This window comes from Delftia sp. WSY_22 (assembly GCF_043104185.1).
GTDB lineage: Bacteria > Pseudomonadota > Gammaproteobacteria > Burkholderiales > Burkholderiaceae_C > Comamonas > Comamonas tsuruhatensis.
The window spans coordinates 14,217-32,348 of sequence record NZ_JBICKN010000028.1; the positions used below are offsets into that span (position 1 = coordinate 14,217).

8 protein-coding genes are annotated in these 18,132 nt (G+C 62.3%); all 8 read left to right on the plus strand.

Annotated features, from left to right (window positions below; translation table 11 throughout):
* The first annotated feature begins 1 nt into the window (after position 1).
* The 8 genes from ACF8NF_RS15625 to ggt all read left to right on the plus strand — a co-directional run bounded on the left by ACF8NF_RS15625 (position 2) and on the right by ggt (position 17,868).
* A complete protein-coding gene (locus ACF8NF_RS15625; protein ID WP_061289830.1) occupies positions 2-1,699 on the plus strand; it encodes a ShlB/FhaC/HecB family hemolysin secretion/activation protein in 1,698 nt (565 codons plus the stop codon).
* Between the two features lie 234 nt (positions 1,700-1,933).
* Positions 1,934-12,304: a hemagglutinin repeat-containing protein gene (locus tag ACF8NF_RS15630; protein ID WP_392450826.1), complete on the plus strand. Its 10,371-nt coding sequence runs from the start codon at positions 1,934-1,936 to the stop codon at positions 12,302-12,304.
* Between the two features lie 5 nt (positions 12,305-12,309).
* Complete coding sequence (locus tag ACF8NF_RS15635; RefSeq protein ID WP_143044715.1) at positions 12,310-12,708, plus strand: hypothetical protein; 399 nt, start codon at positions 12,310-12,312, stop codon at positions 12,706-12,708.
* Between the two features lie 58 nt (positions 12,709-12,766).
* The gene (locus ACF8NF_RS15640) at positions 12,767-13,156 is read left to right on the plus strand and encodes a hypothetical protein (protein WP_143044716.1); all 390 of its coding nucleotides are present in this window, start codon (positions 12,767-12,769) and stop codon (positions 13,154-13,156) included.
* A gap of 34 nt (positions 13,157-13,190) precedes the next feature.
* Positions 13,191-13,721 carry a hypothetical protein gene (locus tag ACF8NF_RS15645; RefSeq protein ID WP_143044717.1) on the plus strand — a complete coding sequence of 177 codons (531 nt, stop codon included), beginning with the start codon at positions 13,191-13,193 and terminating at the stop codon, positions 13,719-13,721.
* Positions 13,722-14,534: 813 nt separating this feature from the next.
* On the plus strand, positions 14,535-15,017 hold the full coding sequence (locus ACF8NF_RS15650) for a hypothetical protein (RefSeq protein ID WP_392450827.1): 483 nt from the start codon (positions 14,535-14,537) through the stop codon (positions 15,015-15,017).
* A gap of 28 nt (positions 15,018-15,045) precedes the next feature.
* Positions 15,046-15,351 carry a hypothetical protein gene (locus tag ACF8NF_RS15655; RefSeq protein WP_143044719.1) on the plus strand — a complete coding sequence of 102 codons (306 nt, stop codon included), beginning with the start codon at positions 15,046-15,048 and terminating at the stop codon, positions 15,349-15,351.
* Positions 15,352-15,879: 528 nt separating this feature from the next.
* On the plus strand, positions 15,880-17,868 hold the full coding sequence (gene ggt / locus ACF8NF_RS15660) for a gamma-glutamyltransferase (RefSeq protein WP_074924328.1): 1,989 nt from the start codon (positions 15,880-15,882) through the stop codon (positions 17,866-17,868).
* Positions 17,869-18,132: the final 264 nt, after the last annotated feature.

The following is an 18,132-nucleotide window of genomic DNA, read 5'->3' on the forward strand; positions in this document are numbered from 1 at the left end:
CATGAGCCACTGGATCTCCGCCGCGGGCATCTGCGCGCTGGCCCTCAGCCCGATGCTCGTCCATGCACAGCCCGTGTCTGCGCGCGACCCCAACGACCAGATCATCCGCGAGCAGCAGGAAAAACTGCGCGAGGAAATGCTGCGCCGCTCCGCACCCGCCAGCATTGAATTCGAGCAACCCGCTGCCGCAGCCGCAGGCATGGACGACCGATTCCCCGAAGGCCTGCAGCCCCAGGGACCGGCCTTTCCCATTCATACCATCAGGCAAGACGGCATGGCGTTGCTGCCGGAGGCTGTCTTTGCCAGGGTCACCGCGCCCTTTGTCGGCCGCTCGATCGGGGTCGAACACATCAACGTGCTGCTGGAGCGGGTCAACCGGGCCCTGATCGCTGCGGGCTACACCACCTCGCGTGCCTACGTGGGCAACCAGAGCCTGCAGGAGGGCGTGCTGTCCCTCACCATCGTGCCGGGCCGTATCGAGCAATTGCTGTTCAACGGCACCCCCGTCGGTCCTGGCGACGATCAGGCTCCGGGCGTGCATCTGGCCCTTGCCATGAAGCAGGGCGACGTGCTGCGCCTGCGCGACATCGAGCAGTCGGTGGACCAGTTCAACCGCCTCAGGCGCAACAACGTGCAGGTGCAGATCCGCCCGGGCACGCAGCCGGGCGGCTCCATCGTCGAGTTCGTCAATCAGGCGGGCCAGGCCGCGCGCTACAACGTCTCGCTGGACAACCAGGGCGCGGCCGCCACCGGCCGCCTTCGCGTGCAGCTGGGCCTGGACGCCGGCAATGTGCTGGGCCTGATGGAGTCGCTGGGCGCCGGCCTGACCACCAGCACGGAAACCAACGCCCTGTATGGCACCTTCTCCATGCCCCTGGGCTATGCCACGCTGTCGGCAATGGCTTCCGTCTCGGAGTACCAGAACCTCATCGGCGACACCGCGCTGGTCCACGGCACATCGAAGACCTACACGCTGTCGCTGAGCCGCCTGTTGCAGCGCGACCAGAACAGCAAGACGGCCATGGACCTGAGCTTCTCGCACCGCAAGTCCGAGCGTTCCGTCAACAACATCTCGCTCAGCCCGCAGACCCAGGCCGTGCTGCGCCTGGGCATCAACCGCCTCACGCGCTTTCAAGCCGGCGAGGGGCTGGGCCAGTGGACGGTCGATGCGGGCATCTCGCGCGGCATGCCCTGGCTGGACACCAACCGCGACCCGGCCGACCTGCCCCGGGAGGCCGCCCGCTACCGGTTCACCAAGCTGGAGCTGTCGGCATCGGTGGAGCGGCCGTTGGGCAGCCTCCTGACCTGGCGCTCGCGTGCGTTGGGCCAATGGAGCCGGCATCCGTTGTACTCGTCCGAGCAGATCTTCGCCGGAGGCGTGGGCAGCGTGCGCGGATTTCCCGAATCGGCCGTTGGCGGCGACAAGGGCATGGTCTGGCGCAATGAATGGGCGTTGCAGCGGCCGCCACAGATCCTGGGCGGGCAGATCCGCTACGAGCCTTACCTGTTTGTGGATGCGGCGCGGCTGTCCACCGTTGCAGACAGCCGCTCACATGCCCTGGCCAGCGCGGGAGGCGGGCTGCGCATCGCCTTCGCGGGCGGCTTCGCCGAGCTGATCGCGGGCAAGCCGTTGCGCACACCCAGTGAAATGCCCAAGCCCGGCTGGCGTGTCAATGCCAGCCTGGCCTACCAGTTCTAGCGCTGTACCGCCCGCACAGGCGCACCGGCAGCAAGACAGCAGCAACACAGAGACAGACAAGACAGAGCAATGAAGAGGGAGCCCAGCATGCATGCACCGACCATGAGCCAGCACAACCAACAGTCCTCCCCTGTGCCCGAGGAACCGAGAACCGCGCACCGCGCCCCTCGGTGGGCCCGGCGCACAGCGGCGTTCATGGCCGCTGTTTTCTGCCTGACTCAACTGCAACTGGTCATGGTTGGCACCGCGCAGGCCCAGCCGCAGCCGCCGGCCGGGGCCATCGCAGGTCCCTTCGGCGGGCCGATTGCCGACCCGCGCGCGCCGATGGCCTTCCAGCCGGGCATCCAGTCGCTGCCGGGTGGTGGTGCCCTGGTCAACATCACGGCGCCCAATGCGGCCGGAACCTCGCTCAACCAGTACGAGCGCTTCGATGTGCCAACGTCCGGTGTCGTTCTCAACAACAGCCTCATCGGTGGCACGCCGTTGCTGGGCGGCACGGCGGCTGCCAATCCCAATCTGTCTGGCGGGCGCGCGGCCAACACCATCGTCAACGAGGTCACCGTCACCGGAACACCCAGCCAGATGCGGGGCACGGTGGAAGTCTTCGGAACGCCCGCCACCGTCATCATCGCCAATCCCAACGGCATCACCTGCGATGGCTGTGGCGTGGTCAATACGCCCAGGCTTACCCTGAGCACGGGCCGGCCCACCTGGCTGGATGCCGGGGGGCTGGGCAGCACGTTCCAGGATGCCAAAAAACAGGGCTTCGACGTGACCGGTGGCCGCATCGAAGTGCGCGGCTCGGGCATCGAAGGCACGGTGGGACAGCTGGACCTGATCGGCGAGACGCTGAGCATCGACGCTCCCCTGCGCGCCCACTACCTGAACCAGGACATCTCCAGCATCAACCTGACGGCAGGCAAGACGCCCGCCATGCCGGGCTCCGCGCGTGCCGCTTCCGAATCGCCGCAGTCCCCGCTGACCCCGGCTCCGGCGCAGTCGGGCCGGGCTCTGGCCATCGATGCCACGGCCCTCGGTGCCATGACCGCAGGCCAGATCCGTGTCATCTCCACCGATGCCGGCATGGGCGTCAACCTGCAGGGCCCGCTTCTGGCCTACCAGCGCGACGTGGAGATCCAGAGCGCCGGCCGCGTCAGCACGGGTTCCCTGGCATCGGCACGGGACATCCGCATCGACAGCGATGGCTATGTCAGCGTTGCTGGAGAAGTCTCTGCGGGCAAGCAACTGCAGGTCAGCGGCCGCGATGGCATGCAGTTCAACGGACCCGTTCAGGCGCAGGGCGACATCCGGCTGCAAAGCGCGCAGGGCGGCATCGCCGTGAGCGGCGATCTCGTGACCGCCGGCAGCCTGCAGGCGCGTGCGGGTGGCGACCTGCAGATGGGTTCTGGCGCAAGCACCGTGCAGGTTGCGGGCGCCACCACACTGGGTGGCAAAAACGTCCACCAGACCGGCAAGCTGCTGGTGGGTGGCGACCTGGCCATCGACGCGGGCGAAGGTGCGTCGCTGGGCGGCGTCACCGCAGTCGCGGGCAGCCTGGACATGCGGGCCGGCCAAGGTGCGTTGCTGTCGGGGCAGTTGCAGGTCAACCGCAGCGCCAAGGTTTCGGCCGATACCATCGACGTCACGGGACGCAGCGTCGTTGGCGAGAACTTCCAGCTCGACGGTGTTCGATCGGTTGACCTCATCGGCAGTGCCCACGTGGGCCAGTCGCTGAGCATGAAGGCGGGCACCGTGGGCATCAACGGTGACATCTCGGCCGGCGAGACCAATGTGGACGCCAGCAGGGTCGATCTCGGCAGCGCGGAAAAAGGCCTGTCCATCGGCGGCGACCTGAACCTGCGCGTCGGCGACTCCCTGCATGCGCGTGGCGATGTCAGTGTCACGGGCAGCGCGAATCTTTCCAGCGGGGGCGACGCCCGGTTCGACGGCGCCATCACTGCCGGGCGCGACCTGGGCCTGAGCGCAGGTGGCGACCTGACCATGGCCGGCCCGGTCACATCGGGCGGCAAGGCCAGCTTCAATGCCGCAGGCAATCTCACGGCGCACGGCGACATCCTTGCGGGCGGCGGCATCACGGGCAAGGCGGGCGGGGACATCCGCCTGGGCGGGCAGGTGGGCTCGGCCGGTTCCCAGCAATGGAGTGCGGGCGGCGACTTCTCCGCCGACAAGGGCATGGAGGCTGCGGGCCTGTCCGTCGAGGGCCGCAACATCCGCATCGCCGGCGATGTGCTGTCCCAGGGCGCCGTCAACATGAAGGCAGGCCAGAAGCTCCAGTTGGGAGGCGACTTGCGCTCGGCAGGCAGCACCACCCTGAGCGCCGGCGCCGAAGGCATCACCGCCAAGTCCATCCTCACCAACGAAGACCTCGACATCCGCAGCCAGGGCAACATCGCCCTGGAGCAGGCGCAGGCCGCGCGCGACGTGCGCTTGGAATCCTCGACGGGCAGCATTGCAACGGGCAACCTGCTGGCCGGGCGCGATGCCGGCGTGACTGCGGCGGGCAATGTGCTCGTCGATGGAACACTGCATGCCGGGCGCGATGCGCGCATTGCCGCCAAGGGTGATACCGCCGTGCGCGGCGATGCCTATGCCGGGCGCGAAGTGGCGCTGTCAGGCAGCTCCATCAGCCTGGACAAGGGCCTGCAGGCCGGCGGCGATCTGCGCTTGGAAGCGGGTGACGGCGGCATCGCCAGCCGGGGCCAACTGGTCGCCAACCGGGGCATCACCGCCCTGTCCGCAGGCCAGATCGACGTCCAGGGGCCCGTGCTTTCCGGCGAGAACCTGCAACTGCGCGCAGGCCGTGACATCACGGTGGCGGGCGACATCGCGGCCATGGGTACCATGGACATCCGGTCGGCACAGGCCCTCAAGGCCGAACGCCTGCAGGCCGGCGCCGATCTTGACGTTGCGGCCGCATCCGTCCACACCCGCAGCGTGCTGGCGCAGGGCCAGGCCACGCTGCGCGCCGACGATGCCTTGCGCATCCAGGGCGACTTGATGGGCGCCGGCATCGACGCCACGGCGCGCACGGGCGCCATCTCGGTCACCGGCACGGTGGCCACGCCGGGGGCGCTGAGCCTCAAGGCCGGCACCGATGCCGAGGCCGGCAAGGTGGTGGCCGGCACGGCCGACGGCCAGGCTGCCGTGATCGACGCGGGCGGCAACATCCGCCTGCAAAGCCTGGAGACCGGCGGCGCCTACCAGGCCCGCGCGGGAGGCAGCCACGAGGTGGCAGGCGCGGCCACCGTCCAGGGACCGGCCGACATCGCCGCTGGCGCGGACATCACCGTGGGTGCAGATGCAGCCTTCGGCCAGGGCTTGGCCGCGAATGCCGGCGGACGCATTGCCGTGGCCGGCGACACCCTGGTGCTGGGCGATGCACGCCTGCAAAGCGGTGCGGGCCAAAGCTACGGCGAGACTTCGGGCGGCAAGGCGGGCGGGCAGATGCGCGTCACCGGCAGGCTGGATGCCAGCGCCGGCCAGGGCTTCGCCGTGGGCAAGGAGCTGCGCGTCAACGACGGCATGGACATCGAGGCCAAGGCCGGTGCCATCGACGTGGGCGGCGGCCTCGCCACGCTGGGCGATGCGCGCCTGCAGGGCTCGGACGGCGTGCGCGTGGGCGGCGACCTGCAACTGCGCAAGGGTGAGCTTGCCAGCTCCGGCGGCGCCATTGCCATCGCAGGCAAGGTCTCTGCCGAACAGGACCTGGGACTGAAGTCCCGGGGTGACATTGCCATTGGCGGTGCCACCGTCGCGCAAGGCCGGCTCACCGCCCGCAGCGAGGCTGGCAGCATCAGCTTTGGCGGCAACCTCGACGTGGCCGGCGACTTCGACGCCCATGCGGCGCAGAACCTGGGCTTTGAAGGCAACAGCCTCTTCCTGGGCGAGGCCCGGCTCAAGGCGGACAACGGTGCCATCCGCAACCGGGGCGACATGACCTTCGCCAAGGCGGTGGACATCGACACCGGCGGCGATCTCTCCAACGAAGGCCTGATCCAGTCGCAGCAGGACATCTCCATCCGTGCGCGCAACATCGACAGCAACCTGGCCAGGGCCGGCGGCATCGTCACACCGGGCAAGCTCACCGTCCAGGCTGGGGGCGCCACGCGCCTGGGCAGCCAGGGCAAATTCAGCGCCGGGCAGGACATGGCGCTGCAGGCGGCAGGCGGCACCAGTAGCCAGGGCACCATCCAGGCGGGCGGCAACCTCACGCACGGCGGCACTCTGTCGAGCAGCGGCAGCGTCGTGGCCGACGACATCACCATCAACGGCGCGCTGGGCAACCAGGGCGGCAGCGTCTATGCCCAGGGCAGCCTGGGCGTCTCGGGCAGCACCAGCAACAGCGGCAACATTGCCGCCAGCACCATCACCATGGCCGCCGTGGACAACAGCGGCCAGATCGGTGCGCAGGGCATCTCCCTGGGCGCCACCGGCAACTCGGGCAGCATCTCCGGCTCCAGCGTGGGCATAGATGGCAGCCTGAGCAACAGCGGCAGCATAGGTGCCAGCGGCTCGCTCGGCGTCTATGGCGGCTCCATCTCCAACAGCGGCTCCCTGGCGGGCGGCGACGTCACCCTCAGCGGCAGCAGCATAGGCAACGATGGACAGATCCAGTCCTCGGGCTCCCTCAGCATCTCGGGCGGCAGCTTCGACAACGGGCTGACCGAATCGCGCAGCTGTGTCTCGGCCAGCGGCTGCGGCGCGGGCTCCGCCCCCGAAGACTGGCGCTACAGCCAGGACCCGGGCACCGTGCATGCGGGCGGTGCGCTCACTGTCAACGTCGGCAGCATGACCAACAAGGGCGTGGTCAGCGCAGGCAGCAGCGTCAATATCCAGGGCAGCCTCAACAACACGCGCAGCGTCAACGACCCCTACACTTCCGCAGGCGCCAGTGGTGGCGCCAGCACCGGCATCATCTCGGCCGGGGGCGACCTCACCATCTCGGGCCCCTCCGTGCAGAACGCGGGCGGGCAGATGCAGGCAGGCGGCGCCGTCAACATCACATCGGCCGGTGCCTTCAGCAATGGCGCCCCGGCCGAAGGGGTGACCGGCCAGATCCAGGGCAGCAGCGTCACCATCAACGCCGCCAGCATCGACAACCAGGGCACGCTGCTGGCCAAGAGCGGCGATGCGAAGCTCACCGCCAGCTCCGGCGGCATTGCCAACACCGGCACGGTGGCCGCCAGCGGCGGCCTGCAACTGCAGGCCAGCGGCGCGGTCAGCAACGGCGACGGTGCCAACCTGCTGGGCCAGGACATCCGCATCAAGGGCTCGGGCTTCAGCAACCAGGGCACGGTCTATGGCCAGGGCGGCGCGCCCGGCGAGATCGACATCAACACCACGGGCGGCTTCAGCAACAGCGGCGGCACCCTTGTCGCGGGCGGCAAGCTCAACATCCAGTCCGGCGGCTACAGCAACAGCGGCGGCACCGTGGGCAGCCTGGGCGACGCCACCCTCACCATGGCCGGCGCCTATGGAGCCACCGGCAACGAACTGCTGGCCCTGGGCCACCTTCAGCTCAACGTGGGCGGCATCAACGTGGGCGCCTCGGAAAGCTGGTCCTATGGCGGCAACTCCGTGGCCTGGACCGGCACCCTGCACAACCAGGGCAGCGTCGCCATCGCCGGCAGCGCCAAAGGCAGCATCCACAACGAAGCCACGGGCACCCGCAGCGGCAGTGGCGAGCCCGACGTGCGCGACGGCACCTATGAGGTGCCCGAATACCCGGCCGCGCTGGCCGAGCTCAAGGAAGTGCGCGTCGTCGGCTACACCGACGTGGCGCAGCGTGCGCAGCTGTACATCGGCGGCGGTTTCGACGGCTCGCTGGTCAATGAGGCCTCGGACGCCAGCGTGGGTGGCGGCAGCATCGAGCAGCGCAAGAAGAACCAGACCATCACCTGGGAGGGCAAGAACGCCGACGGGGACATCGTCACCGTCGAAGGCCTGGCCCGCAGCGTGCCGCGCCTGAACACTGGCAGCGGCAGCTCCACCATCACTCTGGTCGGGCCCGATACCGGCACCATCGTCGGCGATGCCATCACCATCAATGGCGGCACCATCACCGTACGGCCCGGCATTGATCCCGCCACGGGCCTGCCTCTGGTCGTGGAAGCCCGCAACCGCGAGGTCAAGCCCGGCGACGTGGCCAAGGGCCCCGACGGACAGGCCGTCAAGGGCGACGTCAAGACCGGCGATGCCGACAAGGCCGACGCGCCCAGGGAATTCAAGGTCCTGGGCGGCGACCCCGGCACCATAGGCGCCGGCGACACCAAGGGCCAGGGCAGCGACATCAAGGGCCCGGGCGACGAAGGCTTGCCGCCCCGGACCTCCAGGCCGCTGGACCTCTCGCGCCCTGAACTGGCCACGCCCGAAGGCGGCGTGGCCGCCCTGCTGGGTGGCGGCAAGAGCGTGGCCTGGCCCGACTGGAAGCAGATGCAGATCGTGCCCGGCGGCATCAGCGCCAACGACCTGGAACTCAACCTCAACGGACAGTTCATCAACCGGGGCCAGCTCGAAGTCACCAACAACCTGGCCATACGCGCCGCCGAAGGCATAGACAACTTCGGCGCCAGCATTCGCGCGGGCGGCTACACCAGCCTCAGCGGCGGCGGCCTCGACAACCGGGACGGCAAGATAGAGACCGGCACCCTGCTGACCTCCCTCAAGGGCGACATCGACAACAGCCGCGGCAGCATCGTCGCGCATGACGGCGGCTACCTGCAGGCCAGCGGCAATATCGCCGCCACCGATGGCCGCTTCGTCAGCGACGCGGGCAAGATCGTGCTGGACGCGGGCGGCAACATCGACCTGGTCGCCAGCAAGGTCGAGGGCAAGAAGGGCGCGGGCCTGTATGCCGACGGCGACATCCGCCTGGGCGCCGCCGCCAAGGCCGAAAGCACGCACACCAAAGAGGACCAGATCCTCGTCACCCAGCACTACGACGCGGACAACAACCTCACCGACCCAGAGATCCGCATCAAGATCGGCGAAACCCAGCGGCGCACCGACACCCTGACCCACACCGGCACCACCATCGACGGCGGCGAAGGCAGCGTCACGCTGCGGGCCAAGGGCGACGTGGTGGCCCTGGGCTCGCACATCAAGGCCGGTGAGGACGTTCTGGTGCAAGGCGCCAGCGTGCGCGTCGAAGCCCTGGTGGACAAGTCCAGCAGCCTGGAGGAAGAGCACCGCAAGAACTACGACCATGCGCTGTTCCAACGCAGCGAATCCCTGTCGGGCGGTGAGATCGAGGCAGGCCGCAACCTGAGCATCGTGGCGAACGGCAAGGCCGACGCAGGCAAGGGCGACATCACCCTCAAGGGCGCCACCGTCACCGCTAAGGGCGACGCCAGCCTCATCGCCAGCCGCGACGTCAACCTGCAGGACAAGCAGACCGAGCACGGCCGCTTCGAGGAAACCTACAGCAAGAAAAGCGGCTTCCTGAGCAAGAAGAGCACGCACACCGTGGAGGAAGGCGCCAGCAGCCTCAGCGAAGGCAGCGTGCTCAGTGCCAACAACATCTACCTGCAGGCCGGGCGCGACATCAGTGTGACCGGCTCGCACGTGGTGGGCCAGGGCGACGTGGGCCTGGTGGCCGGGCGCGACGTGCAACTGCTGGCGGGCCAGGACAGCGCCGCCGCCACCAGCCACAGCCAGACCAAGAAATCGGGCCTGTTCAGCGGCGGCGGCTTCGGCATCACGCTGGGCTCCAAGTCCGTCACCATCGACCGCAGCAACGAAAGCGTGCGCGCGGCCGGCTCCAGCGTGCAGGCGCAGGGCGGCAACGCCTCCATCGTGGCCGGCAACCAGTACCGCCAGACGGGCTCGGCCGTGCTGGCGCAGGGCGATGTGAACATCGTCGGCAAGAGCGTTGAGATCAACGAGGCGCGCGAGCTCGAGCGCGACAAGTTCGAGATGCGGGCCAAACAGAGCGGGCTGAGCGTCAGCATCAGCAACCCCGTGGTCAATGTCGTGCAAGGCGGCGAGACGGTCGCCCGCATTGCCGGGGCCACCGGCAACACCAGCGATGCCCGCATGCAGGCCCTGGGTGCGGCCGCTGCCGGCATGGCGGCCTATGAAACCTATGGCAAAGCCAGCCAGCTCATCGCAGACCCCAGCAGTGCCACCAGCGTAGGCATCAGCCTCAGCCTGGGCAAAAGCTCCAGCCGCAGCACCAGCGAGTACCAGGTCAACAGCGCCGTAGGCTCCCTGGTCAAGGCCGACGGCAACGTCAGCATCACGGCCACCCAGGGTGACGTCCACGTGCGCGGCAGCAGCGTGGAAGCCGGCAAGGACGTACGCCTGGCTGCGGACAAGGGCAACATCGTCCTGGAAGCGGCAGAAAACCGCTTTGCCGAGCAAAACAGCCAAAGCAGCAGCTCGGCCAGCGTGGGCGTGGCCTTCACGCTGGGCAGCAAGAACGGCTTCAGCGTCAATGTGGGGCTCAGCCAGGGCAAGGGCAGTGGCAGCGGTGAAAGCCTCAGCCACACCAACACCCACATCAAGGCAGGCGGCACGGCCAGCGTGCAAAGCGGCGGCGACACCACGCTCAAGGGCGCCACCATCGTGGCCGACACGGTCAAGGCCGACATAGGCGGCAACCTCGCCATCGAAAGCCTGCAGGACAAGAGCACCTACAACGAGAAAAGCAGCAGCGCAGGCCTCAACGTCAGCCTGTGCGTGCCTCCCCTGTGCTACGGCGCCTCCAGCGTGGGCGGCAGCGCCGGGCGAACGCGCATCGACAGCGACTACCAGAGCGTGGTCGAGCAAAGCGGCATCCGCGCTGGCGACGGTGGCTTTGACGTCAAGGTCAAGGGCGACACCACGCTCAAGGGCGGCGCCATCACCAGCACCCAGGTGGCGATGGACGACGGCAAGAACCGCTTTGAAACCGGCGGCAAGCTGACCACCAGCGACATTGAAAACCATGCGGAATATGACGCCAGCGGCTGGAGCGCAGGCGGCAGCGTGGGCTTCCAGGCAGGTGACCAGAGCACAGCCAAGACGGAAGAACAAAAAAAGGCCGCACTCGACACAGGTAAAGGCCTGACGGGCGGCAGTGCCGGCGTGGGCAGCGACAGCGGCAATGCCAGCAGCACCACCAAGGCAGGCATCAGCGGCGTGGCGGGTGACAGCGGCGCGCGCACGGGGGACAAGGAGACGGGCCTCAAGCCCATCTTCGACAAGGACAAGGTGCGCGAGAACGTCAATGCGCAGATCGAGATCACGCGGGAGTTTGGTTCACGTGCGAGCAAGGCGGTGGGGGACTTTGCCGACAGCAAGCTCAAGGAGGCGATGGCCAACGGTGATGAGGCGGAAATCGAGAAATGGAAAGAAGGTGGGGCCGGCCGAGTCGCGCTGCACGCATTGGTTGGTGCAGCGGGCGGGGGATTGGCAGGAGCTGCCGGCGCGGGCCTGAGCCAGGTGGCTGTTGCGCATCTGGACGAAACCTTGAAGGAGTTGGGCGTTGACGAAGGTGCGCGAAACACCCTGGTCGCCGTGGCTGGAACGGCCGTGGGGGCCGTGGCCGGTGGAGCAGCAGGGGCAGCGGCTTCGACCAATGCCACGCTGAACAACTTCCTCAACCACAAGGAGCTCACGGAACGGGCTAAGAGTGAGAGCGCCTGCCAGAAGGGCGACAAGGCGGCGTGCGGCGAGGTAAGCAAGCTGGACGCGCGTTCTGCTAAACGCAATGAAGATATCCGTAAAGGTTTGGCTCCAGCGACGGTGGATCAGAACCTGGAGATTCAAGAAGACCTTGGCTCAGTGGTGACAGAGCTTGCCAAGTACAAGGATCAGCTATACCAGCAATTGGGGGCCACTGCAGATCCTCAGCGCAGAGCTGACCTGATGGGGCAGATCAGCGCAGCAGACAACAATATCAAGCAGCTGGCTGTGTTGGGTCAGGATAATTTGCTGTACTTGTATGGCAAAACCGATGATCCAAAGTATTGGAGTGCGTACAAGCAACTGCAGGCGGCATCAAACGGAAATGAGTTTGCTGATGTTCTGATGAGCGGTACTGCCCTTATCGGAAAATTGAGAAGAACATCTGTTACCAACGGAACGGAAGGTACTGGAAATCTAGGAGGAAATGGGCAGGCTCGTAATCCTTTACTGGACGATGCACTTCCAAGAAATGGAGATCGGGCAGTATATGGTCAAGGTGAAGGAACTGTGACATGTGGGCATAACTCATGTGGTATGGTTTTAGATACCCTAGGCAAACCGGTCGATGTTCCGGGAATTATTCAGAGATTCCCTGCCGAAACAAATGGTATTAAGCCGGAGGTGGCTGCAACTATCTTGCGGGCTAATGGCGTGGATGCCGTCTCATGGGGTAATAGAAACACTGATGATTTGGCAAAATACACAGCTAACGGAACTCCAGTTATTGTTAGAATCGCAAATAATGAAACAGGATTCTCGCATTTTGTTGTTGTAGATGGTGTGACTACTACAAATACCGGGCAAAAGGTGGTGGCAATACGAGATCCTTTGTCATCTGGAAAGCAATATTTCAGCCCAATTGATAGTTTTAATAAGGTATTTTCTGGCGATGTTATTGTTCCTAGGAAAAGGTGATTTAAATGATTTTAAATATTGAATTTGAGAAAAATTTTTTTACAGAGAGCATCGTTAAGAATAAATTTATTCCATGTATTTGTAGAATAAAAGGGCGGATTTTTACCGTGGAATTCTCCAGGCCGTTGATGGCGGCTATTGGATCTATCCAAGATTTTAATCTGCAAGATATATGTGATAGATATTCTGCGTCTGCAGGTGGTGAATATACTCACTATTGTTTTGGTGAGATTAGTTTGAATTATTTATTTGATAATTCATTTGAGGTCATTGATATGAAATTCTTTGATGAAATATATGGCTGGATAAACATTGTTGAGAATTCTATGTTGGCTGAAAAAAATAAAGAAGAAGATAGATATTATCCAGATTGGGCTAGGGAGTTAGATAAAGATAGGAGTTAATTATTTTATGGATATTCCGATTGCATGAAATTTTTGGAGAATTTCTCTTTGATAAATTATGAGGCTATGTATTAAATTTGAGAAAAATGGTTGGTTTGAGTATTTTATTAAAAATAAAAATATTCCTTGCATTTGTAAAATAAAAGGCAATGATTTTTCTGTGGAATTTTTTTCTCCATTGCCTGAGGCAGTAGGCACTGTGAAAGATTTCTCTAAAGAGGAAATAAATCTTAGAGCTCCATCATATGGAGGTGGGGTACATACACATAATTCTTTTGCGGAGATTAGTTTGATAGAGGTATCGCAAGATATTTATGAAATATCTGATCTTAGATTTTTTTATCAAACATCTGGATGGCACCAAATATTGGAGAATTTTTCTTTGGTGGAGGTTGTTGATGAGGATTTGCCAGATTGGGTCAAAGATTTGGATAAAGGCAAGATTTGATTTAATTTGCTTTGAGTAAATTCGAATTAATCTCATGAAAGACGACCGTTCTTTTTTGATCCTATGTCTTTCCGTTGCGCTGGCCGGTTGCGCCATCGAACCTCGCCGCAACTACACGCCACAGCCCAAAGACGCCACATTGCATCTCCGCTCCACAGGCATGCCCATGTCGGCAAGCTTCTCCATCAGTTCCGCCACCACGGCGTGCGAAGGCTTTGAATTCGCAGGATCTGTCCGCGATGGAGGCGAGGGCGTGCTGCTGCCCTGGATTGCTGCGTTGAGCAACAAGCTCAGCGGCGTACCAACCGTGCGAGAGGCTGCAGTGCCTGCAGATGCGCCAGTGCAGGTCAAAGGCTTTTCCTCCTGGCAAGACCAGTACAGCAGAGGTTCCTGTGGGCCGGTAACCAAGCGGTTCACTCCCACTGCTGATGGCGTCTACCGTGTGGATTTTGTCTGGGCTGGCATGCGCAAGTGCGGGTTGCGTATCGTGGATATCAGCAGGCCTGATGAGCCCAGGGAAGTACCTGCCACGCCGCTGATCTGTCCTCGTCCGCCTGGGCTGTAGGCCGTATAGAGTATTCACAGGTCAGGACTTCCGTTTATATCACCCGCGTTCTGCTTGTCTTGCTGTTCCTGTGTGCTGTAAATCTAAGTGCTTCTGGTTTGTTTGTAGGGTGGAAGTGGAATAAGCAGGCGGCAAGAAACTCAGCTATATCAATGCCCATATCAGCACGAGTGATATAGCCATTATCCTGGACTGTGCGTGAAACACAATGAGGATTGAAAGTAAAAAGCCACGTTGGAAAACGTGCAAAAAAATTCTCTCAGGTCAGGTCGTTGATTCAAAGGTGGTTTAATGAAGTTGCATATAAGATTCCCCCAGAATTTGATAACTGTAGATTTGCTTAAGCAAAAACAGATTCCCTGTCTCGTCAGAATATCCAATGAATTCGAGGTTATTTTCTTTGATACTGTTCCTGATGTGAGTGGCATCGTTTATGGATGGGATAGAGATGAATTGGAGCGAAGAGCTGTGGCATCTGGAGGTGGGGAATATACCCATAGTGCACGAAGCCTCATAACTTTAATGAGAGAAGAGAATGATATTTATCAGATTGTGGATTTGAAGATGTTCTACAGATCATTCGGGTGGTGTGCTGTCGTAAAGAATGGTCAGTATGCTGATCCTGGAAAGTTTTGGGATGACGATATTCTCTAGAAGTATAGAGTCATGAGAGCTGACAATTTCCCTGGTACGCTTCATTTTGAAATTTAAAGCCGTGTTTTATGCTCGCGAAAGGAATTTTCACCGAAAGGAGTTGTTGAGACTGAATCGCTGTTTAAGATTTTTGATTGATAAAATATAAATGGAGGATTTATGTTTTTCTGGAAAATAAAAGAACTAAAGAATGCCTTAATTCGTCGAGAGCTATCAGAAGGACAGGTATTTGGTTATGTCCTGATTTTCGTTTTATTGAACGCTGTTGCTGTGGAAGTTACTCGCTATAGTTCTCCTGAATACGTGGGAGTCTGGGACTATATCAACTCTTTTTTTGGTATTTCTATTGTTTTATGGGGGGCTATATTTTCTTATCGTGCCAATGGGGGGGCTTCTGGTGTGGATTTTGCTGCGAGATTTCTCAGCATCAGTCTTGTGGTGTTGATTAGACATATGTCTTTTATTTTTCCCATTGCATTGATTTTCTATGTGTATATTTTTTATTCATCGCAAAAAGGGGTAAATACGGAGCAAGTGATTATAAAAGAAGAGGTCGGGGTTGGAGTTGTTTTGTTTGTAATTTGGTATATTAATATATATCAGTCAGTTATCAAGAACATCCGCGAGGTGGCAAGAGCTTGAAATGATTTGAAAATGGGAGTGCTGATCGATGTTTGATTCAGATATTTTTGGCCCCATCGCTATGGGAGTTTTGTATTATTCATGGGTCCACGGATTTCGTGTGGCTTCGGAATATATGGATATCGTCCACAATTCTTCGGGCTGGAAATGCGTGTTGGTCGGTGTGATGGCTGGATTATTGCCGGGAGCCATTGTGCTTTGTATTTTTCTCTTGATTAGTTCAAAAGGAAATTCTGGCTTCCTGAATTTTTTGGTGCTCTCATGTATCTGGTTTTATTTGAGAGCGGCAATGCTCACGGCCACCAAGAAAAGTAGTGCTTCACCAACCAAGTGACTTGCGTAGTGTTTGTGCGGAAGCCCAAGGGGTCCCGGGGGCGGCATTACGAGCTTCTTCGTTTGCTGCGGGCTCGTGTATCTGCGGCTTCAGCCAGAGGCCTGCAGGCGCTACCGCGTGCAGTTCGAGCGGGAGGACCGGGTCTGCGATGCCCGCTTGCTGGCCGTGACCGCTGCCGGTAGTACCTCCGAGGCGGCCGTGCGCTGGTGTCTCTTACAGCCGGTGGCTGTGCACCGAGGGCTTTATGGGCATCGGCATGAACGAGGTCATCGGCTACCGCGAGTTTGCGCGTTGACCCCAAGGGCGTTGTCATGCCTTCGCCCAGGTGGATCGAAAACAGTGCACACGCTTGGTATGAAGTTTGCTTACCTGCTGAGTCGCTCGGTGCTGGACGGACGTCCCGAACCCCGTGGCTGCATCTGCGCGAAGTGGTGGTGGAACGGATGTAAGCTCGCGGCAAGCCTGCGGGCGGGTGCTGCCCCAGGTGAACAAGATCAACGCATTCCACGCACCACAAGGAGACATTTCATGAAGCAACCCCCTTCCAGGCAACGCCTGCCTGCATGGCAGTGGATCGGCCTTGCGGCCGCCACGCCGCTGTTCCTCGCATCGTGCGGAGGCGGCGGCAATGGCGGATCGGGCCAGGACGACCTGGCCGCCTGTGCCATCACCTCGGGCGATGGCAGCGTGGTCGTGGGCTCGGGCCTGCCCGGTGATCCGGCCGCCCCCGAACCCTCGTCGGGCTACCGCCTGGGCAAGAAGGCCCTGCACACCTCCAAGTACATGGTGGTCACGGCCAACCCGCTGGCGTCCAAGGCCGGTTGCGAGGTGCTCAAGTCCGGCGGCTCGGCCGTGGATGCGGCCGTGGCCGTGCAGATGGTGCTGGGCCTGGTGGAGCCGCAGTCCAGCGGCATCGGCGGTGGCGCCTTCATGCTCTACCGCGATGCAGCCACGGGCAAGGTCGTGGCCTATGACGGCCGAGAGACCGCGCCGGCCGCCGCCACGGAAAACTACCTGCGCTACGTGGACGACACCGCCGACCAGACCGCGCCCAAGCCCTCGGCGCGCGCCAGTGGCCGCTCCATCGGCACGCCGGGCGTGCTGCGCATGCTGGAACTCGCGCACAAGGACTACGGCAAGACCGCGTGGCCCCAGCTGTTCAATTCGGGCATCGACCTGGCCAGCAAGGGCTTTCCCATCAGCGGCCGCATGGCTGCGGCGCTGGACGGCTCCAAGGTGGAACTGGCGCGCGACGCCGATGCCGCCAAGCTGTACTTCGATGCCCAGGGCAAGCCGCTGGCGCTGGGCGCCAAGTTCGTCAACCAGCCCTATGCCGACACGCTGCGCAGCATCGCCAATGGCGGCGCCGACGCCTTCTACCGTGGCGACCTGGCCCAGGCCATCGTCAGCAAGGTGGGCGTGACGCAGACCGTCTCGGACGGCGCACCCATCACCCCCGGCAAGACCACGCTGCAGGATCTGGCCAGCTACGAGGCCAAGCGCCGCGAGGCCGTCTGCACCACCTACCGCGCGCGCTACATGGTCTGTAGCATGCCGCCGCCGTCGTCCGGCGGCATCGCCGTGGCACAGGCCATGGGCATTCTGGAAAACTTCGACCTCAAGGCCTATGCGCCCACGGCCATCGATGGCGAGGGCGGCAAGCCTTCGGTGATGGGCGTGCACCTGGTCAGCGAAGCCCTGCGCCTGGCCTATGCCGACCGTGACAAATACGTGGCCGACACCGACTTCGTGCCCCTGCCCGGCGGCTCGCCGGCCCTGATGCTGGACAAGAGCTACCTGCGCCAGCGCGCCGCCCTCATCTCCACGACCAAGAGCATGGGCACGGCCCAGGCAGGCAACTTCGGTACGCCTTCGCAGGGCGTGGTCGACGTCAAGGAGGCCGGCACCACGCACATGAGCATCGTCGATGCCAAGGGCAACGCACTGAGCATGACGACCACGGTGGAGTCCAGCATGGGGTCCTTCCACGTCACGCGCGGCTTCGTGCTCAACAACCAGCTGACCGACTTCGCTGCCATCCCCAGCACCGCCGACGGCCCGGTCGCCAACCGCGTGCAGCCGGGCAAGCGCCCGCGCAGCTCCATGGCGCCCACGCTGGTGTTCGACCTGAAGACCGACGGCACCGCCGGCGACTTCAAGATGGCCACCGGCTCGCCGGGCGGCAGCACCATCATCCAGTACGTGACCAAGACCCTGGTCGGCGCGCTGGACTGGGGTCTGGATGCGCAGCAGGCCACGTCGATGGTGGACTTCGGCGCGGCCAACAGCCCGACCACCAACGTGGGCGGCGAGCACCCCAACATCAACACGGCCAATGGCGGCAACGACGATCCGCTGGTCAGCGGCCTGCGTGCCCTGGGCCATGTGGTGTCCATCAGTGCGCAGTCCAGCGGCATCGGCACCATCTTGCGGGTGCAGCGCAATGGGCAGGCGCAGCTGGAAGGTGGGGCTGATCCACGCCGTGAAGGGCTTGTTCTGGGCGATACCGTTCGCTGATTTTGGTCTGATGATTGGCTGAGGAAGGCGCTGCTGGCAGGGATGCTGGTGGCGCCTTTTTTGCTGGTTTGCTGGTTTGCTGGTGGGTCTTTTTTTGACCCTGCCGGGTGGTTGTTTTTCGAGGCCGGGTTTCGGCCCGGCGGCCGACCCGCTTTCTTGTCGCGCGACAAGAAAGCGGGGCAAAGAAGCGCGCCGGTACGACTCACACTCATAGGTGACACATCAGTACAAGGACATGGGTAACAGATCCAAGCTTGGCAGCTG

Bases quoted from the DNA above. Each gene is read 5' to 3' on its own strand.
- ACF8NF_RS15625 (WP_061289830.1), top strand. From the start codon at position 2: ATGAGCCACTGGATCTCCGCCGCGGGCATCTGCGCGCTGGCCCTCAGC.
- ACF8NF_RS15630 (WP_392450826.1), top strand. From the start codon at position 1,934: ATGGTTGGCACCGCGCAGGCCCAGCCGCAGCCGCCGGCCGGGGCCATC.
- ACF8NF_RS15635 (WP_143044715.1), top strand. From the start codon at position 12,310: ATGATTTTAAATATTGAATTTGAGAAAAATTTTTTTACAGAGAGCATC.
- ACF8NF_RS15640 (WP_143044716.1), top strand. From the start codon at position 12,767: ATGAGGCTATGTATTAAATTTGAGAAAAATGGTTGGTTTGAGTATTTT.
- ACF8NF_RS15645 (WP_143044717.1), top strand. From the start codon at position 13,191: ATGAAAGACGACCGTTCTTTTTTGATCCTATGTCTTTCCGTTGCGCTG.
- ACF8NF_RS15650 (WP_392450827.1), top strand. From the start codon at position 14,535: ATGTTTTTCTGGAAAATAAAAGAACTAAAGAATGCCTTAATTCGTCGA.
- ACF8NF_RS15655 (WP_143044719.1), top strand. From the start codon at position 15,046: ATGTTTGATTCAGATATTTTTGGCCCCATCGCTATGGGAGTTTTGTAT.
- ggt (WP_074924328.1), top strand. From the start codon at position 15,880: ATGAAGCAACCCCCTTCCAGGCAACGCCTGCCTGCATGGCAGTGGATC.